A 23,412-nucleotide genomic window follows, 5' to 3' on the forward strand; every position below is an offset into this window, starting at 1 on the left:
AGAAACGATCGATCGATTCCGGTACGATCGGGAAACAGGAATGATTGCAATGCTCGATTTGGTTCGTAGTGAGGACTTTAGTCCTTGACAGAAGAAGGACTAAAGTCCTCACTACGAACCTTTTTTACTATGGTAATCGAGGGGACATGATATGACTTGTGTGCTAATTGAAAAAATTCAGGCAGGAACGATCGATCGATTCCGGTACGATCGGGAAACAGGAATGATTGCAATGCTCGATTTGGTTCGTAGTGAGGACTTTAGTCCTTGACAGAAGAAGGACTAAAGTCCTCACTACGAACCTTTTTTATTATGGTAATCGAGGGGACATGGTATGACTTGGGTGCTAACTGCGGTGGCGGTTTCTATATCACGCGCGCTGGACTCCCGGCGGCGTCCAAGTACCGTTGAGAGCCTCTTCTTCGGGCCAGTAAATACGCATTGTCAAGTTAAAATCTCCCGTGGGCGCCGGCAACCAATTCGACTGCAATGCCGCATCTGTCGGTGCATTTTGGATGTAAATATCCAGGGAACCGTCAGCATTGTACTTCAACGGATCTCGATCGCCCAAAGCATACCGATTCAAACTATTTTCTACCAACAGGCGATCGCCATCGTACATAGTTACAGACCAAAAAGCTTGACTCGGTGGAAATTCTCCCGGCCCAAACCTCAGTACATATTTGTTGGTACCGTTGAGCGGCTGACCGTCGCGATCGCTGTAAGCTGTTGGGTATAGCGCATCGGCATCGAGATTCGCACCCAAACCTACCAAGCTAACTACTGCCCGCTTTAAGTATTCCGTGCCGTAGTCGCCCAAACCGCCAGAAATCGTCCAACCCTCAACAGCATCGCTTTCACCGCTAGCCGCTGTGGAAATAATTTTTTGTGCTGCGGGTACAGCCCTTTCTAAACCTCGCGCTGCTGCGAAAGATAGGGCATCAAAATCAAATGTTTGACTTGGTGCTAAGCCAAAAGGCTCAAAAGTCGCTACCAAAGGTGCATCGTCTGCTGTCGGCGGATTGCTCTTCATCAGTTGGTTGAGCTTGGTATAGAAGCTATCTGCTGACAAGCCGGCAACTTGAACCGGCGGCGGCGGAGTTGTTCCCGGAGGTGCAGGAACAGTTGCAGGTGCGGTTGGGATATTTCCGCTAGCCCAATTGCTTAAAGGTATGAGGCGGTATTTGTCCTGAATCGCTGTTACATTTGGGATGTCGGCAACGCCATCGACGCGGGTGCGCCCGACGATCCAAGCTAGATTGGTGGGCGATCGCACTTCACCCAAACCGGCGGGTAATGTTCCCTGCCAGTTGGGCCCAACGATCGCAGCAGCCCCTGCCGTAGTCCCGGTTGTCCGATTTCCCGGAGAATCAAACACGTTCGTCCAACCATCCAGAGTCGGCATCAGGTAATAGCGTCCCGTCATATCCGGCCTCTGCAAGACGATCGGCTCTTTGGTTAAATCCAACCAAGCCGTTGAGTAGAGAGTATCGACATTCGGTGCGACAACATCTTTGAATGATGGATTGGGAAACTGGCGCACGTGGGCGAACTCATTTATCGGCGCGCGGCCGGCCCCATCCGGTGCGGTGACGGCGGTGGAGACTTCTTGGGTAGTTGCCATCAGTACGAGGGGATAACCGTAAACATAGGCTTTGAGGCCTGTCGCAAAGGCCTGCATTTCGCTGTCACGCTGGGTTTTGGCGGTAGTTGCATCAGCTTCCGAGGCCGATCGCCGATTCAGCGTCAATTGGTATGCAGCCGCGGGGAAAGTTGGTGAAGGTCGATCGCCCTGTTGCAAAATTGAGTTAGCGGTAATTTGACTGGCGGGCTGTTGTTTGACTCGCACGAAATACTCGCCGGGAGTTAGCGTCAGCGATCGGATTGCCTCGGAATTGCTGTTAGTTTGTTCGGAGGATGCGATCGCTTCATCTGCTTCTAAATCCCCATCTCCGTTCAAATCCTGGAATACAGCTAAGTCCACATCCGCCGCGTTTTGCCAACCGCTTAAGCTCAAATCTACAGTGGTGGCGCGATCGAGTTCAAGGCGGTAAATATCCTGGCGGTTGGCCGTGCCCAAACTACCTGTCACCTGAGTTTCACCACTTCCCCCGCCTAAATTGCGCGCGCCGACACTCACATTATCGATCGCGCTTGCCAGAGGTACGGTGCGATCGCGGATTTCTGCCGGCTTGATTCCCTCTGCTACAGCCAAAATACGGTTGTTATCGCGCAACCGCAGCACTGTGTCGCTGCCGCTGGCTTCCAGAAGCAGTCGATCGCCCGTCAAGCCATCGGTGAGTGCGATCGCATCTCCGGCGAGCGGGTTAAAATCTAGGATGCGATCGGCACCATCGACTGTGAGGACTGTTGCATCCGGTGCGATCGCAAACACATCGGCTCCCGGCCCGCCCAACAAGCGATCGCGCCCCGAACCGCCGATGAGGACATCAGCCCCCAATCCGCCCTGCAACTCATCATCGCCCGTACCACCGCGCAGCCAATCGTCACCGCGATCGCCGATTAGCAAGTCATTTCCGCGGCTGCCCGCAAGTTCGTCGCTACCCGCACCGCCGCGAATCGTATCCGCGCCATCTTGCCCAAAAAGTCGATCGGCGCCGCGATTGCCAAAAATGCGATCGGCAACTGGCGAACCTTGAATCGTATCGTTTCCCCCCAAACCGATAACACCTAACAATCCGTTGGCAAGTCCGATCGCGGGAATTTGGAAGGCATCGGCTGCCGGAGTTAGGTTTAAGAAATCTACCATAGTAAGATTGATGTTAGACAACAGAGAAAATGACAAAAAAATAGATCGAGCTTGCGGTATGTTGGATGTTTTCGATGAAATATCCAATTTTGCTTTAGGCGATCGTTAATATTCTAAGGTGTAATAGGTTTTTTGGGTTACAGATTATGTTGAGAGTGGCTTTTGGAGAAATAAAATAAATTTACTGTATTAACGATAGTACGATCGCCCTGCTTGTCCGTGCGTTATGATACAGATAGCCACAGAAAAGCCTTGCGATCCAGATTCAATATATACAGGCAATCCTTCAGGAATTCTCCGACAAATGCGATCCAACCTTAGTTTCAGAAACCGGGTTTTTTTGCCAAAACTTCGTCGCAGTCGAAAAATTTGGTAAAAACCCGGTCTATGAAGGTTGGGGTGCGTTGCTTAGTCCAAGAAACCGGGTTTCTCTGAGATTTTGCAAATCTTAATGAGATTTTACGCAGAAACCCGGTTTCTGAAGCCTCACGCACCTAGTTCATGATTTAAGCTGCTGTAGCTGTTGGTAAAGGTTCAATTTCTTCTGGCTTGGCGTGACGGCGGGAATATTCAAAATCTCAAGCAAACAGCCAATCTGGGTCAGCGTTTCCGCAGCCGATCGAAATTATACCACTCAGGCTTCAGTGCAGGCAGTTCTTGGAGCTTTGTTGGTAGTAGTAAAAACAGCCAAATCGGCTGTATACTGGTAGTAGCAATATTCACAATCTAAATTCTCTGTGCCAGCGAAAGATATTTATCATGACACTGTAAAACGCGCTTTGCAAAAGGATGGATGGACAATTACTCACGATCCCTTCCCTCTTCAAATTGGTAAAAAGCGATTGTCGGCCGATTTGGGTGCAGAACGCCCGATCGGTGCTGAGAAAGGGATGCAAAAAATTGTTATTGAAGTCAAGAGCTTTATCGGGAAGTCTGATGTAAAAGATTTAGAGCAAGCACTGGGGCAATATATCTTGTACGGTCAAATCCTCAACGAGATGGGGGTTGAGCGAAGCCTGTATCTGGCTATCTCTCAACCAACCTTTAATAGTGTGTTTGCGATAGAATTAGGGCAGGTGTTACTCAAAAATCAGATTGTTAAATTGATTGTTTTTGATGATGAGAGTGAGGCGATCGTACAATGGATACCTGCTTAACGTACCAAAGTATTATTAAGAATGTGCTTCAGAGTCAGGCTGAATATCGTGCCACCATACCTGATGGCTACACCTGTCAACTTGTGCTCGATGATGAACGAGGGCAGTATCTCGTTTTAGATCTGGGCTGGAGCGGTGATAAATACCTTCATGCAACCCCGATTCACCTCAGTTTAATTGATGGTAAAGTCTGGATTCACTATGATGATACAGAGGATGGTGTAGCCACCGATCTGATGGCGGCAGGCGTTTCTAAAGAAGATATAGTGCTAGGCTTTCGCCATCCAAAAATACGACACCACACAGGTTTTGCTGTGGCATGATGGTTCAAAGTGGCGATCGAGGTAATTTACGTAAGTTTACAAGATAAGATCGTGTTACTTTTTCTCACCAGCAGGGCGATCGGCTTAAATCATAGCGATTAAAAGTAAAATTGATCCTCTAGTTTCTATAGGGCAAAACCGTTTTGAGCCAGATTCAAGTCTTAAACCTACAGAGCCTCGATCGGGGACTTCCTGCCATTACACCAGCTTTTGGAGCGGCACTCGCAGAAGCAGGTGCGATTTGTTTAACAGATGAAGCTCATCAACCCGGAGTAACACTCGAAGTCGAGGGAGAATTTTCCAGCACATTCATCTTAGATTGGCAACCCGTTACGGAACAAACACGGCGATGTTGGAATGATGAAGAATATGCAACCGAGCAAGCTGCTTATGCAGTCGCGTTTCTCTTAATTCTTCAATTAACCAATCTCACAGTCATTGAGCGTTCTCGCAAAGGAACTGGATTTGACTACTGGTTAGGAATTCAAGATTCAACCGCCACATTGCCATTTCAGCGAATGGCACGCTTGGAAGTCTCTGGAATTCGTAAAGGCAATCGCAGCCAAATTAACGCCAGAGTCAAGCAGAAAATCGAGCAAACCCGCGTATCTGATGCACAAGGTTTGCCAGCGTATATCATTGTAGTAGAGTTCAGCCGTCCGATTTCCGTCATTAGTGCCAAGCATAGCCCTGAAGGAGCCAGATCCCAATGAATCAGATTCAAACGCTCCACCAAAAAGCAATGGATTTAGCCGAAGCCGCAGCAGTTGCCCGTTTGAGGGGAACTCCAGAACAGGCTGCCCAATTGACGCGCCAAGCCTTTGAAAAAGAAACCCAAGCTGCTGCATTAATAGCTAACTCTCTTGATGCCGAACCTACTCGTTCTGTCCTCCACCGCAGCGCAGCATCTCTCGCGATCGAATGTGGTGAATTACAAGCCGCAGAACGTTTGATTGCAACTGCATTATCTGGCAATTCTCCTCTGGAAATTGCTGAAGAACTCAAGGATTTATTCATCCAGATCAATTTGAGCCAATATCTGAAGCGCCAAGGAATTCATATCGATCTCGATCGACTGCAAGGACTGGTAAATCAATAGTGTTTGTTGGTCAAGAGCGCGATCGCCCTTTTCGATCGAATTGAACGGGGCAACGCCAGAAGGCTATATCGCCGCAACCACCATCACCAATATTTTCTACATCATTCGTAAAACCGAAGGTCATGAAATCGTCCTTACTGCCATTCATCGGCTACTAACGGGACTCCGATTTTGTGCTGTCGATCGCCAAACCGTCGAAACTGCTCTCAGTCTTGGACTGAAAGACTTTGAAGACAGCATCCAACTCGCCTGCGCGACGATCGATCGACTTGATGCGATCGTCACGCGCGATCGGAAAGACTTCATTGGTAGCAACCTCCCCATTTACTCCCCCACAGAACTCTTAAACCAGCTATAGTAGAAAAATATCTAAAAAATTCCTAACTTCGAGTGTGCAGAAGCTGTAGCTGTTCAAGCTTGAGATAGTCTGACAAGAATTGGCGGAGCAAGTCTGAGGCGTTATTTTAGAATCAAATTACAAATTATTCTCATAGGTTGAAGTTATGCTCGAGCAAATTCCTCTAGTCCTAGCAGTACCGATTGCAAAAGTGATTTTGGATAAGTTTTATGAAGGTGTTGGTTCTAAACTAGGTGAAGTGGCGGCTGAGAAATTGCCTGCGAAGGTGAAGCAATTAGGGCAGCTTGTCTGGGAGAAGTGCCTACGAGGTAAGCCAGGTACTGATAAGCTATTAGAAGCAGCAGCTAACGGATTAGAAAAAGAGCAAGCAACACTAAAAGAATACCTGTGTAAAGTTCTAGAGTCTGATTCTCTCTTTAATCGAGAAGTTGGGCAATTAGCAAATGAAATACATCAAGCTATTCAATTTGACGATATTAATGCCCAGAACGTACAGCAAATCTTTGGAGGACAAGGTTTGCAGGTAAATGATCCTAAATCTCAAGTAATTCAGGCGGGAGAAAATGCCAAATTTTATTTTGGTACTCAACCGCAAGATTGACTAGAGTCGTCGGGACGGGAACCAACAAAGGCAAGTACCCCACAGAAAAGGCAAAGAAGTCAAAATGCTCTCTTGACTGAAGTTAAGCGGGAAGTAAATCTGCGCTTAACTCAGTCCTTAGGTGGCATTGAGGCAATCACTCTAGAGAAAAGCCTACAACCAGAACAAGTGCAGCGACCTTGCGATGTGGATGTTAAAGTTGGAGAGCGCTCTACTGAAGCTTTACCCTCAGACACTACAATTCTATCTGTGTTTGAGCGCGTTGATATTCAAGGTCTTTTGCTAATTTTAGGTAAGCCAGGTTCGGGAAAAACTACAGTATTGCTGAATTTAACACAGAGTCTTACTCAAAAAGCAGAGTCCAGTCCTACTGCCCCGATCCCTGTAATTTTCAATCTTTCCTCTTGGCAAAATTGCCTAGGAGAAATCAAAGATTGGCTAGAAATAGAACTGAGTTTTAAATATGGCGTAAGAGCTGATATCAGTAGAGAATGGATTGAAAAAAAACAACTACTACCAATGCTAGATGGGTTAGATGAGGTAGAGGCAGGAAAACAAGCAGATTGTGTACGTGAAATTAACAAATTCCTAAAAAGTGAGTGTCGCCCTTCATATCTAGTTGTATGCAGTAGGCAAGAGGAATATGAAGCATACCCAGATAAATTGCGATTAAGTGGAGCTGTTTGCTTACAAGAAATGTCAGATAAGCAAATCGAAGATCACCTTACTCGTATTGAGAAGCAAGAGATATGGGAGGTTTTACAACAGGACAAAGTTCTACTGGATTTAGCGAGAAAACCTCTTTTTCTGTACGTTATTGTTCTATCATATGATGCGCTATCTTTCAAACAATTGCGAGAGGCAACTTCTTCGGAAATGCGTCTCTCCATATTATGGGAAGCCTATATACAGCGAATGTTAGACCGAGAACTTCAAAGTAACGCATACTCTGAGCGTAAGCGTCCATCTGCTCAAAATACTGCCTATTGGTTAACTATTCTAGCCCAGCAACTTCAACACAAGTCTCAAACAGAGTTTCTACTTGAAAGGATGCAGATTTCACATCTAACGGAAGAACTCAGGGAATCAGTAAACTTTTATGTTGGATTTCTAGATCTGTTGGCTTTATATCTTTTCCCAATTACAACTTTAGTAACAATTCTGTCGCTGTGCTATGAATCATACGGTACATATTTGGGCGCAGTATTCTCTATTCTGCTTGCAATATTAACATCGTACCTAGCGGATAATAGTGGTAAGTTGACGAAACCTGTTGAGAAATTAAGTTGGTCGTGGAAAGAATTCACAAGTAGCTTCTGGCCAGTATTAGGCATCGGCCTAGTTTTAGGTTTGATAGGTGGGTTATCTAGCAGTATTGTTGGAGAAATGGTTTCTTCAACTAGTATCAATAAGGGTTTTGTCTTCGGTATTGGTCATTTTTTTTCAATGACCTTAAGTATCATGATTCCATTCCTGTTTTTAGGAACATCTTCAGAAAAACCTCGGTTTTTCTGGGCAACAGGGCAGCAGTGGTTTGACTCAATCATTGCATCGCTCATTTTTGGGTTATTTTTTGGAATAATTATTGGATTAATAGTTAGTCTGAGTAGTGGTTTGCTGGGTCGGATAAGTGACTCTATAGTTTTAGGAATATTCTATGGTTCATTTGATGCAATTCTTTCTAGATTGTTAGATATTGTTATATTCGGGTTTGTTTTTGGAATAGTAATTAGCTTGGTTAGTAGCTTAATAGCGAGTTTAAAGGGGCTAGAGATTGATTTGAAACTTTCATCAAATCAAGGAATTTGGAACTCATTGACAAATTCAGTTCGAGTTGGATTATTGTGCTTTTTAATCTTTAGTGTTTCTGGTACTTTAATCTTTGGTGTAACACTCGGTTCCATCTTCGGGTTGATAGGTGCTTGGCTTGGCGGACTGATAGGTGGATCAGTAATCTTTGTAAGACACTTTACACTTCGAGCTTGTCTCTATCTCAAGGGCTATATTCCGTGGGATTATACTAGGTTTCTTGATTACTCTACAGACCGCCTTTTCTTGCAACGTGTTGGTGGGCACTATCGTTTCATTCACAAGTTATTGCAAGAATATTTTGTTAGCTGCGATGTTGCAAGCAGGCTAACAAGTCGATGAAGCGGACGGTTGAGATCTTGGTAGTGATATCCAAAGGTTATCTGCCACCGCTTATCTTGGTCGTTAGACCGCAAAAATTACCTGTGTGGACGTAACCCGGAGGTTAATCGTGAGGCACAACTGATACAGGTTTGTGAAGGTACTGCAAAAAACCCGGTTTCTTCAAGAAACCGGGTTTTTATCTATTTCGATCGCACTCAACCAACTCTACAATTATTTGGCAGGAGTGCCACCTAAATTGCTATTGGTTGGTAGCTGAACCGGACTCGGATTCGCACTAACTAAAAGGTTAGCTTGATTACCTAAAGGATTAGCAGTAGGATCGATCGCACTACTCAAACTCGCGGCTTGCAAAGGCAGAATTGGCTGACTTTGAGCGCTAGTTAAAGATGTTAACAAGCTCTTTGTGTCATAGATGAGAATGTCATCATCCATACCACTAAAACTGTTCATGGTTGGAATTGAACCACTATTCAGCAAAATGTCATTGGTGGTAGTTTTGGCAGAAGTTGCTGCTGCACTAGCTGGATTAGTAACTGTTGTCAATGGTTGCAAACTGAGACTTGCTGCTGCCGTAGTCGTGCTAGTTGACAGACTAATTGGTGCAGTAGCAGTAGCTGGAGTCGTACCTGTTGTCAATGGCAGGCTGAGACTTGCTGCTGCGGTAGCCGTGCTGTTTGACAGACTAATCAGTGCAGTTGTTGTGCTGTTTGGCAGACTAATTGATGCAGGAATAGCGCTGGATAAGCTAGTGCTAGAACCGCTTCCAAAGGATGCTAAAATATCGTCGCTATTAACTGGTTGACCAGTCAAAATATCGATATTCAATGGTGTATTGAAAGCTGCCGGAAGCGCGCCTCCGGGAGTGATGGAGACAAAGCGAGAACTGTCAACTGTTTTGGCTTGAGTATCTTTCAACCAAGCCAAATGTTCGCCGGTGCCTGCGATGCTAATCAAAGCATCGTTGGTGTAATTCTCGCCGCCTTGAACGATTTGTAATTGGTCAAAGGTGAGGTCTTGTGTTAGTCCGAGGTAATCGCGATCGCCCTGGAAGTAGAATACATGATCCAGTCCCGAACTTGGCGCTAGTACAAATATGTCGGAACTACTGCCTCCAATCAAGGTATCTTGACCGTTTGCGCCCTTGAGCACGTTGTTTCCTTCGCCGCCGTAGAGACTGTCATCGCCATCATTACCATTGAGGCTGTCGTTGCCGCTGTTACCGTTTAAGAAGTCGTTGCCACCACCGCCATCGAGGGTATCATCGCTGCTGCCGCCGTCGAGACTGTCATCGCCTTCGTTGCCCAACAGGTTGTCGCTGCCGGCTTCCCCGCTTAGCAAGTCGTTGCCGCAACCGCCGTCGAGAGTATCCTTACCAGCGCCTCCCAACATCGTGTCGTCGTTGCATTCGCCGAACATCAAGTCGTCGCCGTTGCCTCCGCCCATGAAGTCGTTGCCTCCGCCACCGGTGAGGGTGTCATCGCCGGAGTCGCCTGTCAGGGTGTCGTCGCCGGAGTCGCCGAAAACCATGTCGTTACTCGCGCCGCCGTCCATCATGTCGGTTTCGTCGCCACCGTAGAGGGTGTCTTCGCCGACTTCGCCCAAAATCGTGTCTTGCCCTTGACTGCCAAATATCAAGTCGTTGCCAGCACCTCCGAACAGTTTGTCGTCATCGATGCTGCCGTCAATTTTGTCGTTGCCCGCGCCTCCCAATAATTGGTCGTTGCCCGTACCGCCGAAGAGTTCGTCGTTGCCAGCGCCACCGTCGATGGTGTCGTAGCCGGAACCGCCGTCGATTTTGTCTTGGCCTGCTTCTCCAAAAATTAGGTCGTCGTCTTCGTTGCCCCAAATGTTGTCGCTGCCAGCGCCGCCGTAAACTGAGTCGTCGCCTGCTTGGGCCCAGATGTTGTCACTGCCGTCGTTGCCGGAAATCAAGTCGCCACCGGAACCGCCATCGATGTTGTCGTCTCCGACTTGTCCGAGGAGGGTGTCGGCTGCGTCTCCGCCGTGGATTTGGTCGTTGCCGCGGCCGCCATCGATGAAATCTCGGTCTTCGCGGCCGTAGAGTTCGTCGTCGCCGTCGTTGCCCCACAGGGTGTCGCCACCGGTACCTGCATCGATTCTAACTCGATAAACTAGATCAAGCTTTTATACTCAGAGGGTTGACAAATTACGATCTTTCTGAAACTTCTTTGGGTTAAACCCTTGACGGATTCGTAAATGGCCAATTATGATAGGAAGTATGCATTAAGATTGCTTGGCTGCATGACCCTCAAGGTTAACAGCCATTAAGGGTTAAAAACGTTACTTAACCAAGCAACCAAAATGCTAACAAAACACCCACAAACAAAACAGCCAGAAACAAAACAGCCAGAAAAATCGTTTTATGTACGCACCGCTGAGCAATTCATCATAAGCATACTCGTAACTGCATTGCTAGCCGCAGGCTATCCGATGTTGCACAAGGTAGCACCTAAAGTGTTCCGGGAACCACCCACGATAATCAAGACTGAGTTAGTTATTAAGATCATTCATTATTAATCTCCCCTAAGTATTTTAACCTAAAATTTTTAATCGTGCGTCCGTAAGGACATATTAACTTCCCAACTTCAACTAATTGTTCGTCTGTAAGGACATATTAACTTCTCAACTTCAATTAATTGTTCGTCCGTAAGGGTGTTTGAGACCCCCAGCATCAGCAAGGAGTTGAACCTCCGATAAACTTCGTTGACGCCCCCAGTAAATCGCTGGGGGTTTTTAATTGTGCGATCGAAGGCAGGCAACATGCTGCGCCAAAAGCGCTACGTTTTTATCTAAATCGATGGGGCACAGAACTGGCTCAAGAACCATTGCAATTATCCTGCCTGGAAACGCACTCCTTCATTATCGCAGATCCACAGGTCTAGAACACGACCGATTAAATCGTTGCCGAATTCGCCGTAGAGTTTGTCATTGCCGCCGAGTCCGTAAATTCGATCGCGCCCTTCGTTCCCCTGAAGCAAATCGCTGCCCGTACCGCCGTCAACTATGTCATCGCCCCAGTTGCCGATAACCGTGTCGTTGCCGGCTTGTCTGAACAAACTGTCGTTATTTGCGCCACCATCGAGGAAGTCGTTACCGTCGCAGCCTTCGAGAGTATCGTTTTCCGTACCGCCATCGAGGGAATCGTTGCCGAGTTCGCCAAACAGCCTGTCCGTTCCGGCATTGCCTTCCAGGATGTCATTGCCGTTGTTGCCGTTGAGAGTGTCGCTGTCAGCTTGACCGAGCAGAGTATCGTTGCCGTCGCCCGCCAGCAGCGAGTCATCGCCGGAACCGCCTTCTAATATGTCATTGCCAGCTAGGCCGAACAGGGTGTCTTTGTCGTCGCCACCGTAGAGGCTAAAGAAATTAGGGTTAGGGTGAATAAAGAGGAGCGATCACTCTCATTTGAGCGGTCAAGAGTCGGCGAGCGCGATCGATTTAAGTTACAATATTTAGTCTATGAAAATTACCCAGCAATCTAGCAAGAGTGGTGTAGAAGAATAATTGAGTTATCATATTGAATATACTGATGCTTTTAGTGATGCTCTAAAAATTATAACAACTCGACAACAACGAACTGTATTAGGAGGAGGTGCGAAAAATATTGGGGTTAGGGTGAAGAGAGAAGGATGATCGCTATACCACCATTTTTTATCCATATTGCCCGTTAGCATAAGTGAGGTACTTAAGTTGTCATCATCAATTCCCGATTCTGTTGCACTCTCAAATCGCGACTCTCAACTTGACTTCTTATTGCAAGTATTGAAAGCAATCTCAGATAGTGAGGGCGACCCACAAGTTGTGTACCCACTTCTGCAAGCCAAGCTAGAGAAACTGGATGAGAAATTTACTCAATATTTACAAAACTTGACAACTGCTATCTTACAAGAAGAGGAGTCTGATGAAATACAGAGTATTGCGATAGATATTGCTATTTTCAGTGACCTAATTCGAGAGTTTACGTTAGGCGACCCGGCTATCAATTTGGAAATTGCTATTATAGGCTACGAGTTTGCTGCCACAGTTTTTACGCCCGGATCGGACCCCCAAGTATGGGCAGAGATAAAAAACAATCTGGGTCTTACCTACTATAACAGCATCTGGGGGAAGAGAGCAGAAAATTTAGAAGCGGCTATCAGGCATTTCTTAGATGCGTTGGAGGTGTATACTTGCGAAGCTTTTCCAGAAGAATGGGCGATGACCCAAAACAATTTGGGGAATGCTTACTGTGAGCGCATCTGGAAGAATAGAACAGAAAATGTAGAAGTGGCTATCAGGCATTTCTTAGATGCGTTGGAAGTGTATACTTGCGAAGCTTTTCCAGAAGAATGGGCGATGACCCAAAACAATTTGGGGAATGCTTACTGTGAACGCATCCAGGGGGAAAAGGCAGAGAATTTAGAAATCGCTATTCACCATTACACCGCTGCTCTGAAAGTTTACACTTATTTAGACTATTCCTCTGACTGGGCGATGACTCAACTCAATTTGGGTACAGCTTACCTTGAGCGCATTTGGGGAGAGAAGGCTGAGAATTTGGAACTGGCAATTCAGTATTTTTTAGCTTCCTTGGAGGTATACACTTCCTCAAGCTTCCCTTATGAGTGGGCGATGGTACAACACAATCTGGGCAATGTTTACAGCGACCGCATCCAGGGGGAAAGGAAACAAAACTTAGAAAAAGCAATTGAATATTTCTGTGCTGCTTTGGAGGTACGCACATTCTCAAACTTTCCTAATGAGTGGGCAGAAACCCAAAATAATTTGGGTAATGCTTACAGCGATCGCATCCAAGGCGAAATATCAAAGAATTTGGAAACATCAATCCACTGTTTTTCAGATGCTTTGAAAGTACACAAGCGCGAAGTCTTTTCGGAAAGATGGGCAAATATTCAAAATAACCAGGGCAATATCTATCTTAACCGCATTTGTGGAGAAAGAGCCGAAAATTTGGAAACCGCCATCCGCTGTTTCTTAGATGCTTTGGAGGTATACACACGTGATGCTTTTCCTGAAAAATGGGCTATGACGCAAAACAATCTCGCCATTGTCTACAGCGATCGCATCCGAGGGGAGAGGGCAGAAAATTTGGAAGCTGCAATTAGATATTTCTCAGATGCTTTACAGGTATACACACGTGATGCTTTTCCTCAAGACTGGGCTATGACTCAAAACAATCTGGGTACTACCTATTGTGAGCGTATCAGAGAGGAAAGAGCAGAGAATTTGGAAACTGCTATCCGCTGTTTCTTAGATGTCTTAGAAGTATGTACTCGTGATACCTTCCCAGAACAATGGGCAGAGACCCAAAACAATCTGGGTCTCGCTTATTTTTACAGTATTCGGGATGAGAAGGGAAATAATATAGAATCTGCTATTCGATGTTACGATAGAGCCTTAGAAGTGTACATATGCAATGATTTTCCCAGACAATGGGCTATTACCAAAAATAATCTTGGTTTGAGCTACCTTTACCGAATCCAGGGGGAAAAGCCAGAGAACTTGGAAACAGCAATCGACTGTTTCCAAGGAAGCTTGGAGGTACACACCCGCGAAGCCTTCCCCGAAAATCATGCAAAAACTCAATTCGCTCTTGGTCTTAGTTACCAAAAATACCGACGGTTTTACAACGCTTACAATGCCTATGCCGCTGCTATTAGCACAGTAGAATCTTTACGGGTTGAGATAGTCTCTGGTTCTGGGGTAGAAGAAGATAAGAAAAAACTAGCTGAACAATGGAATATTCTGTATCAAAATATGATTGAAGTTTGCTTAGAAATAGCAAAATATCAGCCACAATACTACAACCAAGCTATAGAATATGTCGAACGCAGCAAAGCCCGCAACCTTGTAGAACTGTTAGCTAACAAAGATATATACCCCAAACGCGACTTTTACCCATACTCAGAAATTTACCCAACTCATTGTCACCAACTCGAACAACTGCGACGGCAGATTCCAGCCAAACAGCGAGAAATAGAAATACTCATTAGCAGTTCAGAATCCGAAAAAAGATATCGCAATGAGATAGAACAACGGCAACAAAGTTTAACTCAATTGCAACAAAAACTTGATAAAATACTAGCAAAAATCAACCAAATAGACTCTAGCTTTGCCTTCACCCAAAAAGTTCAACCCATCCCCTTCAGCGATATTCAATCCCTCACCGATGAAAACACCGCTATTGTTGAATGGTACATCACGGACAGTCAGATTCTAACTTTCATTATCACCCGCCATCATCCCCATCCTATGGTTGTTGCTTCTGAAGATATGACAGCTTTGGAAAATTGGGATCACAAGTATCGGGATTCCTACCAAAACCAAAAGATCGAATGGATTAATAATTTAGCTTCTAGGCTCCAAAATCTTGCTGAGATTCTGCATATTGATGACATTCTTTCCAGTATTGATAAATGCTTTTCTCAAAGCGGGGCTAAATGTAAACGCCTGATTCTTATTCCCCATCGCTACTTGCATCTATTTCCCCTTCATGCTTTACCCCTAGCTGACGGTAAATTGCTGCTTGAACGCTTCCCTAAAGGTGTAGGTTATGCCCCCAGTTGCCAATTACTGAAACAAGCAAAAGACCAAGAGCAGCATCGACCTGATTTTACCCGCTTATTTGCTATTCAAAATCCTACCAGACAACCTGCTAGACCTTTACTTGGTTCTCAACTGGAAATTGATAAAATTCACCAAAACTTCGATCCGCAGCACAGCATTATTCTGAAAGAAGCAGAAGCAACAGAAGCAAATTTATATCAACTTATGGAACAAATTCGTTCCTCTCATTGCCTGCACTTCTCTTGTCATGGGGAATTTCATCATAAATCTCCGCTAGAATCTGCCCTACTTCTTGCCAATCCAGAAGGTAAATTAGGAAAAGAAGAAGCTAAATTGACATTAGGTGAAGTGTTTGAAAAACTCTACCTGAACCAATGTCGCCTCGTCACTTTTTCTGCTTGCGAAAGTGGCATGACAGATCCCCATAGCATCAGCGATGAATATATTGGCTTACCTAGTGGCTTTTTGTATGCAGGTAGTCCTAGTATTGTCAGCACTCTTTGGAGTGTCGATCCGATCGCCACAACTCTATTAATGGTCAAATTTTACCACAACCTCAAACAACTACCGCAAATCAAAACAGGAGATGTCGCAATTTCTCTCAATAAAACTCAGAAGTGGTTAAAGACATTAACTCATAAAAAGTGGGCGAGAATCCAAAGTTCTCCCCAATTTCAAAACTTAGTTGAGGAAGCATTTAAAAACTCACCCAAACGCGATCGCAACAAATTTAAGGACTCTTTATCTGAAAGTCTAAGCCTCAATCGTCAACCATTACCCTTTGCTAATCCATATTATTGGTCGGCTTTTGTCGCGATCGGGATTTAAGGTTGTCCATTAAATGATTGACAAAATTTATCCATCTTTTCTTCTCCAATGTAAAGAGCAAATGGAGTAGCAATTAATCCTGCCACTCCTGGAGGACAACCCAAACTCCCAGCTAAAAACTCAGTTAAAACAGGTATTAATGTAGATACATATTTATCTCTCAAGTTTTCATACTTGGGTTGACAAATAAATTGATGACATTCTTTAAGCTTCTGAGAAAACCAACGCAAATCAGCATTGGTTTCTACGCCCTCAATATTATTTCGCTTCGCTATTGATTCAGCCGCATCTGCTAAATCGCCATCCCACTCTTCAATTACATCAAGAGCAGCTAGTGCTTCTTGATTATCTGCTACTTGTTCCCGATATAAAGCAATTTGTTCTGGTGTAACAATTTTTTCAGAAAACATAATTATCCTAACGTACATTCCTAAACTTATGCTGATCTGGTGGTTCAACCCATACAGTACAGAACCCCGAAGTAGCTGGCCTGCCCGCAACTTCGAGAGTTACCCCCAGAGGCTGAACATCCTTTTTACATTCTAGATTAGTCAGGCTATCCGAATTCCACTTCATCAGCCTGCGGGCAAACTTTCCCTCAGCGCTATTGGCCTAATGCAAAGCCTCCGCCCGCTCCTGACTCAAATCGACTCAATAAATGCAACCGTGGAAATAGACTAAACCAATATCGGAAGAACCCCTTTCCCATATCCCTTGGGAATTTGGTTCGGATTTCGATCGGGAAGTTACGGCCGATCGCACTTTTGAATAAATCTCAACAAGTGCGATGGCTACGCCCCGGCTTACGCCTACGAACTTCGTAATTTCCTTACACCTACTTATCAGGGTGAGCTCGGTGTTTTTATGCAAAACTCTCAAGTTTTTTTTGAAAGTTTTGCGAAAACTGGGTGAAAGTACGGAACAACGGGTGTTTTCGGGGTTTGAGGTTTGAGCTCGTTGCCTTTTTGTTGTTCCTATTTATTTATCAGGGTGAGCTCGGTAGTTTTATGCAACATTCTCAAGTTTTTTTGGCAAAGTTTCGCGAAAACTGGGTGAAAGTACCGAAAGATGGGTGTTTGGGGATTTTAAGGGCGATCGATGTTTTAAGTAGTTTTTATCTGTAGGGTGCGTCAGCTACGATTTTCGATTTAAGAGAAGACGGAGGAGACGGCAGTGCGGTGTCCCTACAATTGATTGCGGTAGGGACACGGCACTGCCGTCTCCTCTATATTGTTCCGGCGCAGCCGGAATTGATATGACGCACCGAACCCAAGCTTACGCGTGCCCAGAAACCGGGTTTTTTTGCGGAAACTTCGTCGCAGTCAAAAAAATCCGTAAAAACCCGGTTTCTTTGGTTTTACCGCGTCAACTTTTACAAAAATTCACATCTAATTTAATCGCCCAATCCACCGCACAGCAATACTTTCAACCATCCGCCCCAAAAAGTTTTAGAATTTCGCAAAAAATTACTCTACTTGTCCTGATAAGTAAATGTAGAAACAAAGTTGCGATCGCACTTAACTATGAACGATCGATCCCACCCCTCTGAGGGGGAAGACCACTTATCCGACGACTCCGATCCTGTTGGGGGCTCAGGAAAATCTCAAAATTGCGATCGCAAACTTCTCTATCAAGAGTTAGACAGTCTTGTCACCCTCATTAGGGAGGAGGCCTCGAACCCTTGGAAGCTAAAACGTTTGTTGAATCAGCTTGTGACTAAAATGACAAACTCGGGTCTGATCTGGAAGGACAAGGTACCTTACTATGAAGATGCTTTGCAAGAACAGTGGAAGTTTTTTTATAGCAATTTGTGCGAATCCCGCACCGGCACTCAGTACGATCGCGATCGGGCTAATGTCATAACTTGGTTCAATTATTATTTGAAGCGACGGCTGCAAAATTGGGCGATCAGAGTCGATCGAGAAAATAGCAGGAGAGACGATCGAGAACTTGTTTTAGCAGACGGAAGTGCGATCGATCGCATCGAGGCTTTACCTGCGGAGGATGACAGTCATACAGTCGAATGTATTCAATTAATCGAACACCTCAAAAGTTGGATCGAAACTAATCCTGATGGGATTTTAAACGAGTACATTCGAGGGCGGAAAGATCTGACTTGTCAAGTTATATTGAGAAGCAGGGTATCTGGTAAAGATTTTACCACAATAGCAACGGAGTTTGGGTGTGCTTATCCTACAATATATAGCTTTTACCGAAAGAAATGTCGGCCTCATTTGCAACAATTTCGAGAAGACAGTGGCTATTAATCATACAAGGAGTTAAAATCGGGAAATGAAGAACAATACTACTACAACCCAATCATTGCCAATGCCAATTACCCAAAAGGCAATTCATCTAGCATGGCAATTTGCTGGCGAACACCAACACCCGCAAAAAGTAGAACAGATTTATCTGAACACTTTGGCTGTGTTGGTGGTTGCCGATTATTTAAAAATATTAGATATTGAAACTGATTTAACTCAATGCGATAGCTGGAATCCAGTAATTCGCCTGTTTGAGAATGTGGCAGATTTATATATAAAAGGTTTGGGCAAAATTGAGTGCCGTCCAATTAAGGCCGAACACAAACAGGGAGAAAATCTCGCTACAAGTTTACCTGAAATATGTCGCGTCCCTCCCGAAGCTAGGGAGGAACGGCTGGGTTATATTGTAGTAGAAATTGATGAGGATGAACATGAAGCAAGATTGCTGGGATTTTCTCCGACGGCGGATTCAGGTGAATTAGTATTGAGAGATTTACATTCTCTGGATGACTTCTTGCTTCATCTTGAAACAATCTATGAATCTAAAGTCGATCTGCGTCAGTGGTTGGAGAATATATTTACATCGAATTGGGAGTCTGTGGAATCGATATTCGATCCGCAGCCGGAGACTGAACCGACTGAGATAGAAAATCCGGTCAAATCTAATTTACGCAATTGGTTAAAGAATGTTGCACAAACCAACTGGCAGAAATTTGAGGAAGGGAAACAAAATTTAGAAGAACTCATTTTTCCAGATGAAAACCCAACTTTTGTCTTCCGAAGTGGTGGAAATTCTAGATCGGAAGATACTTCACGCGGACATCAAAGCAGTATCGATATGTTTCCCGAAGCGGATGTGATGCGGGCAAAGTTGATTGATTTGGGAATGCGTTTGGGTAGGACAACTGTTGCGTTGTTGGTGGGGATTGCCGAAGATAGCGATCGCACAATCAGAGTTCACGTCCAATTATATCCGGCGATCGGCGATCGTTACTTGCCAAACAATATTAAATTGTCCTTAATCTCTGATGTAGGAGAAAATTTACATGAAGTAAAATCAACTGTTCAGAACAAGTGCATTTTGCTCAACGATTTCTACGTAGACCCAGAAGAAAGCTTTACTATTCGAGTAGCTTTAGATGATTGTACCATAACAGAAAATTTTGTGGTATGATACTTTGATTAACTGCAATGACATCGAATTTATGAGCAGTACAGTTATCTTGGCTTTGGGGTCGGGGGATTTTAAACAAGGTTTTTCTTGCGTGACAGCGGAGTTAAAAAAACAAGGAGAAACTGTCGCTCAATATTTAGGAAGCTTGCTACCAGCACCGGAGGTTGACGAGTTGCACAAAAGGTGGAAAGTTAGCTGTCGCGCTACCCAACATCACAGAAGCAGTTCTCGAATCAAAATCAAGCCGGCAGGTAAAACAAATATCTCTGAAGACAAGCCTAATATTATCTATGAAGGTTTGAGAAAAGAGATGAACAATTGGTTGAGTGCCGATGAGTTTTACAGAAAAATAGAGGTAAAACTGCGAACAGAAATTAGCAATCGAGACGAGTTAGTTGAAATATTTTTAGAATGCAATAATTCTGAGATTTGGCAGTTACCTTGGGATGTGTGGCAATTTCGCCAAGACTACAATAACTGTGAAATTATCGGCAGTTCCCCTGAATATAAAAAAACTCCCCAACAGGCAATGATAGGGGGAATACCTCTAGATTCGCGAGGCAGAATTTTATGTGTTTTAGGTAACAGCCAGGGAATTGATGTCAGCAAAGATACAGCGGAAATCACCAAATATCTGGGCGATAGCTGCGACTTACAATTTCTTGAGGAACCAACTTCCCAAGAGTTACGCAACCAGTTATTTGATGAAAAAGGCTGGCAAGTTTTATTTTATGCGGGGCACAGCGATAGCGATATCAATGGTGCCAACGGATTGCTATATATAAATCAACAAGTTACAGACAATGCTGTCACTTTACAAGACTTCAAAGAAGGTCTCAAACAAGCTATTTTCAAAGGATTGGAATTACTCATTTTCAATTCTTGTTCGAGCATGGGTATAGCAGCAGATTTAGTCACAGAAGGTATTTCTTTGCCATCAGTGATTGTGATGCGGGCACCAATCCCGGATTTTATTGCTCAGGAATTTGTGAAGTCTTTGTTTAGATATTTAGCTCTCAAAGAACCTCTATGTTTAGCAGTACGAAAAGCTAAGAATGATTTGCTACGCTACGAACATCAATTCCCCGGCGCTAGTAGCATACCAATGCTTTGCCAGCATCCAACTTTTGAGGGATTAAAATTATTAGAATTAAATTGCGATCGCCCTTTTGCTGTACTGACAGATGATGTAACCCCAGTTAAACCAAGCTATCCCGTAGCAAATCGCCCAAACCAACTGCAATTTACGATTCCAACTAAATTTATGCAGCGTACCAGCATCAGTTTAGCCGGTTTGGCGATCGGCTATCCACTCATCGGCCCGCATCTGGCATCTGCGATCAACACATTTGGGATACAAAACCACCGCAACCATCAATTTTTAATCGCGAAAGCTTCATACAATCTAGCTGCATCAATCAATCCTGCTAACGGCGAGTCTTCCTATAACTTATCCGAACTTTGTAGAGAATTAAGCGATCGCAAATGCGAGCGAGAATCAATGCAAAATGCAGTCTGGCGGGGACTTCCAGAAGCTCACGCTCAAATATCCAAATCCTTCTTGCTGGAAAATAAACCTGAAGAGGTATTAAAAGCGATCGCACTTTGCCTTCAAACAGCTAAACAGGATGGAGTGAAATCAGCTTGTTTCAAGAATCGCGGCTGGCTGCGCTTGAAGCAAAATCGATACGACGTAGCGGAAACCGACTTAAGAAAAGCAATATCTCTCAGCAATCAGACTCCAGAAGCTCAATGCCTTTTAGCCCAGGTACTCGAAGCTAAAGGAAAACCACAAGCAGCACTCATACATTGGCAACAAACACTAAAATCTGCCAATTCCAGCATACCAGAACAAGACGAATGTATCCAAATGGCAAAGGAACGCTTACCAATAAAATAATAGGAAAAAGTTAATGAAAAAACAGACGACAGTTGTTATGGGTGCAAGCGCGATCGCATTTACGTTAATTGCGATCGATATTTTGCCTCATCCCCACTTTGGAATTGACAGCAATTCATCCAAAATATCCGCCAACAACCCGATAATTTCCCCAGCAATCGCAGCAACGACAAGAATACCCAACGGACAAATCCTGAATATTAGCGGCGAAGTGCAGTTACAGCGTCAAGATGGGAGAAATATTCGTCCCAGTGCGGGTACGCCAATTTATCCGGGTGACAAACTGCAAACTTCACAAAACGGACAAATTACGATTCAATGTGCAGATTTAGGGATTAAGTCAATTAAAGCGGGTGAAAATCAATTAAATACCTGTTTGTTGGCTAGCGAAAAGTCGAAGGATGAGTGCAATAAAAATTTAATTAGATGTCCCGATCGCGGCGACGATCAAATTGTTTGGAACAATGCGCCAATTCCTTATATAATCAGTCCGAGGCGGACGAAATTGTTGGGAAACAAGCCAATTTTGCGCTGGAATCCGGTTGCGGGTGCGACTAGCTATAAGTTGAGCATTCTCGAAAATAAAGCCAAGTTAAATTGGGAAATGACAGTTAACGGTACAGAGGCGATGTATCCGGGGGAACCGGCGCTGAAACCGGGTTTTAAATACAGGTTGATTGTGGAGGCGAATACGGGGGTTTCTTCGGAAAGTCCTCTGCTAGAGGGGGATACAGAGTTTCGATTGCTGGATGAGAAGGAGGTTGAAGGAGTTAAGGAGGCTGTACGGACGATCGAGCAACAAGTACCGAATGCAGCGAGTCAGAAATTGGCGATCGTACAAATATATCGTAGCGCCAACTTGACTGCCGAAGCAATAGAAATCCTAGAAAGCTTACCAGCAGAGGGATTTGAGACAGCACCCATCTACCGCACGTTGGGAGAAATGTATCAAGGGCGATCGCAACTGATGCCGCAGGCTAAATTCTACTATTTAAAGGCGATTAGTAGAGCAAAACCAGACGATATCGAAGAGCTAACTGAGGCACATTACGGTTTGGGAGAAGTCCATTCATCTATGAGGGAGAATCTGGAAGCAATGCAGTATTTGAAGTTGGCAAAAGAGGGATATCAAACTTTGGGAGATGTGGAGATGGTAGAAAAAATAGAGAAGCAGTTGCAAGATGTGCAAAGAAGAGAAGAGAGGAAATAGTCACGGGATATGACGTTGATCGTTGCTGAATTTGCGATGTCGCAATAACCCAAATTCGTAGGGGCGGGTTCGCCAGGGATTTTGTCACTCACAAACAATCGTTATAAACCCGCCCCCGCCCAACGAATAACCCCCAAAAACATCCCCGCCACCTGGTTAAATTCAATGTATTCTTAATTTCTGGGTGGGGTGGGGGCGGGTTTTTATAATTGTCGTTTGGTGTCATATATTTCGGCGAACCCGCCCCTACAGGATGGTGATATAATATTCGATATTGTATTGATTTACAAAAAATATGAAATACAATCCTAATATTCATCATCGCCGTTCTATTCGTCTACCAGGATACGATTACAGCCAACCTGGTGCATATTTTGTGACAATTTGTATTTGGCAACGTCAGTGTTTATTAGGTGACATTGAAGAACAAAATATGCTATTAAGCCGTTACGGTGAAGTGGTAAAATTTAATTGGTTTAATCTCAAGACAGTATATCCTCATATAGAATTAGATTCTTTTGTCATTATGCCGAATCATATTCATGGAATCATCATCATAAAAAATCAGGATAAACGTCATGGGTTATCCGAAATTGTGAGAGGCTTTAAAACATTTTCTTCCAGTCGGATCAATCAACTGCGCCGTGTTTCAGGAATCCAGGTATGGCAAAGGGGTTATTACGAACATATTATTCGCGATGAGACAACATTTGCCAAAATTCAGCAATATATTATCAACAATCCGTATAAGTGGGAAACGGATGAAATGTACCCATCTAAAAAGTTTTCCAATTCCCAGAGAATCAATATTAAATTAGACAGCAAAAATTTATTGTTGATGAATTTACGATCTTAAAAAGAGAATTCGTAGGGGCGGGTTCGCCAACGAATTTGTCACCCACAAACAATCTCAAAAACCCGCCCCCACCCAACAAATAAGCCCCAAAAACATCCCCGCCACAGGGTTAAATTCAATGTATTCTTAATTT

General features: G+C 44.4%; 18 protein-coding genes and 2 pseudogenes. 13 read left to right on the forward strand and 7 right to left on the reverse strand.

All coding sequences use genetic code 11. The features are described 5' to 3' along the window. Positions 1-370: 370 nt before the first annotated feature. Positions 371-2,770 carry a DUF1254 domain-containing protein gene (locus QZ918_RS01190; protein WP_293330062.1) on the reverse strand — a complete coding sequence of 800 codons (2,400 nt, stop codon included), beginning with the start codon at positions 2,768-2,770 and terminating at the stop codon, positions 371-373. A 600-nt stretch (positions 2,771-3,370) separates the two neighbouring features. Continuing rightward, complete coding sequence (locus tag QZ918_RS01195) at positions 3,371-3,493, reverse strand: hypothetical protein (protein ID WP_293330064.1); 123 nt, start codon at positions 3,491-3,493, stop codon at positions 3,371-3,373. A gap of 14 nt (positions 3,494-3,507) precedes the next feature. Here QZ918_RS01195 and QZ918_RS01200 point away from each other — a divergent pair, with 14 nt between their 5' ends. From QZ918_RS01200 to QZ918_RS01230, 7 genes are all read left to right on the forward strand, one after another. Beyond that, a complete protein-coding gene (locus tag QZ918_RS01200) occupies positions 3,508-3,927 on the forward strand; it encodes an element excision factor XisH family protein (RefSeq protein ID WP_293330066.1) in 420 nt (139 codons plus the stop codon). Further along, positions 3,912-4,250 (forward strand): XisI protein, encoded by a 339-nt coding sequence (locus QZ918_RS01205; protein ID WP_293330068.1) that lies wholly within the window; start codon positions 3,912-3,914, stop codon positions 4,248-4,250. Before QZ918_RS01200 ends, QZ918_RS01205 begins: the two co-directional genes overlap by 16 nt. Positions 4,251-4,393: 143 nt before the next feature. Then, positions 4,394-4,963, forward strand: coding sequence for a hypothetical protein (locus tag QZ918_RS01210; protein ID WP_293330070.1), 570 nt, complete (start codon positions 4,394-4,396; stop codon positions 4,961-4,963). Continuing rightward, a complete protein-coding gene (locus tag QZ918_RS01215) occupies positions 4,960-5,349 on the forward strand; it encodes a hypothetical protein (protein ID WP_293330072.1) in 390 nt (129 codons plus the stop codon). Before QZ918_RS01210 ends, QZ918_RS01215 begins: the two co-directional genes overlap by 4 nt. Positions 5,350-5,389: 40 nt before the next feature. Then, on the forward strand, positions 5,390-5,707 hold the full coding sequence (locus tag QZ918_RS01220; RefSeq protein ID WP_293330074.1) for a type II toxin-antitoxin system VapC family toxin: 318 nt from the start codon (positions 5,390-5,392) through the stop codon (positions 5,705-5,707). Between the two features lie 145 nt (positions 5,708-5,852). Beyond that, the gene (locus QZ918_RS01225; RefSeq protein ID WP_293330076.1) at positions 5,853-6,308 is read left to right on the forward strand and encodes a hypothetical protein; all 456 of its coding nucleotides are present in this window, start codon (positions 5,853-5,855) and stop codon (positions 6,306-6,308) included. A gap of 72 nt (positions 6,309-6,380) precedes the next feature. Further along, on the forward strand, positions 6,381-8,459 hold the full coding sequence (locus QZ918_RS01230) for a hypothetical protein (RefSeq protein WP_293330078.1): 2,079 nt from the start codon (positions 6,381-6,383) through the stop codon (positions 8,457-8,459). 213 nt (positions 8,460-8,672) lie between these two features. Here the strand turns inward: QZ918_RS01230 and QZ918_RS01235 are convergent, their stop codons facing one another. From QZ918_RS01235 to QZ918_RS33030, 3 genes and pseudogenes are all read right to left on the reverse strand, one after another. Next, on the reverse strand, positions 8,673-10,580 hold the full coding sequence (locus QZ918_RS01235) for a calcium-binding protein (protein WP_293330240.1): 1,908 nt from the start codon (positions 10,578-10,580) through the stop codon (positions 8,673-8,675). Positions 10,581-11,314: 734 nt separating this feature from the next. Beyond that, positions 11,315-11,539: a hypothetical protein gene (locus QZ918_RS01240; protein WP_293330080.1), complete on the reverse strand. Its 225-nt coding sequence runs from the start codon at positions 11,537-11,539 to the stop codon at positions 11,315-11,317. 45 nt (positions 11,540-11,584) lie between these two features. After that, positions 11,585-11,863 (reverse strand): annotated as a pseudogene (locus QZ918_RS33030) (calcium-binding protein); the annotation flags it as partial. Positions 11,864-12,170: 307 nt separating this feature from the next. Between QZ918_RS33030 and QZ918_RS01250 the strand changes: the two are divergent. Then, positions 12,171-15,875 carry a CHAT domain-containing protein gene (locus QZ918_RS01250; protein WP_293330084.1) on the forward strand — a complete coding sequence of 1,235 codons (3,705 nt, stop codon included), beginning with the start codon at positions 12,171-12,173 and terminating at the stop codon, positions 15,873-15,875. Here the strand turns inward: QZ918_RS01250 and QZ918_RS01255 are convergent. Both QZ918_RS01255 and QZ918_RS33035 read right to left on the reverse strand, forming a co-directional pair. Continuing rightward, on the reverse strand, positions 15,872-16,285 hold the full coding sequence (locus QZ918_RS01255) for a hypothetical protein (RefSeq protein WP_293330086.1): 414 nt from the start codon (positions 16,283-16,285) through the stop codon (positions 15,872-15,874). The two genes, QZ918_RS01250 and QZ918_RS01255, sit on opposite strands and share 4 nt — an antisense overlap. A 7-nt stretch (positions 16,286-16,292) precedes the next feature. Further along, positions 16,293-16,475 (reverse strand): annotated as a pseudogene (locus QZ918_RS33035) (DUF6753 family protein); the annotation flags it as partial. A gap of 923 nt (positions 16,476-17,398) precedes the next feature. Here QZ918_RS33035 and QZ918_RS01260 point away from each other — a divergent pair. The 5 genes from QZ918_RS01260 to QZ918_RS01280 all read left to right on the forward strand — a co-directional run bounded on the left by QZ918_RS01260 (position 17,399) and on the right by QZ918_RS01280 (position 23,279). Further along, complete coding sequence (locus QZ918_RS01260; protein ID WP_293330088.1) at positions 17,399-18,142, forward strand: hypothetical protein; 744 nt, start codon at positions 17,399-17,401, stop codon at positions 18,140-18,142. Positions 18,143-18,203: 61 nt separating this feature from the next. Continuing rightward, positions 18,204-19,313, forward strand: coding sequence for a DUF1822 family protein (locus QZ918_RS01265; RefSeq protein ID WP_293330090.1), 1,110 nt, complete (start codon positions 18,204-18,206; stop codon positions 19,311-19,313). A 31-nt stretch (positions 19,314-19,344) separates the two neighbouring features. Further along, positions 19,345-21,213 carry a CHAT domain-containing tetratricopeptide repeat protein gene (locus tag QZ918_RS01270; protein ID WP_293330092.1) on the forward strand — a complete coding sequence of 623 codons (1,869 nt, stop codon included), beginning with the start codon at positions 19,345-19,347 and terminating at the stop codon, positions 21,211-21,213. 13 nt (positions 21,214-21,226) lie between these two features. Further along, entirely contained in the window at positions 21,227-22,423 is a 1,197-nt protein-coding gene (locus QZ918_RS01275) for a hypothetical protein (protein ID WP_293330094.1), read from the forward strand. A 295-nt stretch (positions 22,424-22,718) separates the two neighbouring features. Continuing rightward, complete coding sequence (locus QZ918_RS01280) at positions 22,719-23,279, forward strand: REP-associated tyrosine transposase (RefSeq protein WP_293330096.1); 561 nt, start codon at positions 22,719-22,721, stop codon at positions 23,277-23,279. The last annotated feature ends 133 nt before the right edge of the window (positions 23,280-23,412 follow it).

Source organism: Microcoleus sp. CAWBG58 (genome assembly GCF_020883045.1).
Classification (GTDB): Bacteria; Cyanobacteriota; Cyanobacteriia; order Cyanobacteriales; family Microcoleaceae; genus Microcoleus.

What these genes read in the sequence shown, in the direction of transcription:
- QZ918_RS01225 (WP_293330076.1), top strand. Translation starts at nt 5,853, where the DNA reads ATGCTCGAGCAAATTCCTCTAGTCCTAGCAGTACCGATTGCAAAAGTG.
- QZ918_RS01215 (WP_293330072.1), top strand. Translation starts at nt 4,960, where the DNA reads ATGAATCAGATTCAAACGCTCCACCAAAAAGCAATGGATTTAGCCGAA.
- QZ918_RS01270 (WP_293330092.1), top strand. Translation starts at nt 19,345, where the DNA reads ATGAGCAGTACAGTTATCTTGGCTTTGGGGTCGGGGGATTTTAAACAA.
- QZ918_RS01260 (WP_293330088.1), top strand. Translation starts at nt 17,399, where the DNA reads ATGAACGATCGATCCCACCCCTCTGAGGGGGAAGACCACTTATCCGAC.
- QZ918_RS01255 (WP_293330086.1), bottom strand. Translation starts at nt 16,285, where the DNA reads ATGTTTTCTGAAAAAATTGTTACACCAGAACAAATTGCTTTATATCGG.
- QZ918_RS01280 (WP_293330096.1), top strand. Translation starts at nt 22,719, where the DNA reads ATGAAATACAATCCTAATATTCATCATCGCCGTTCTATTCGTCTACCA.
- QZ918_RS01190 (WP_293330062.1), bottom strand. Translation starts at nt 2,770, where the DNA reads ATGGTAGATTTCTTAAACCTAACTCCGGCAGCCGATGCCTTCCAAATT.
- QZ918_RS01265 (WP_293330090.1), top strand. Translation starts at nt 18,204, where the DNA reads ATGCCAATTACCCAAAAGGCAATTCATCTAGCATGGCAATTTGCTGGC.
- QZ918_RS01205 (WP_293330068.1), top strand. Translation starts at nt 3,912, where the DNA reads ATGGATACCTGCTTAACGTACCAAAGTATTATTAAGAATGTGCTTCAG.
- QZ918_RS01275 (WP_293330094.1), top strand. Translation starts at nt 21,227, where the DNA reads ATGAAAAAACAGACGACAGTTGTTATGGGTGCAAGCGCGATCGCATTT.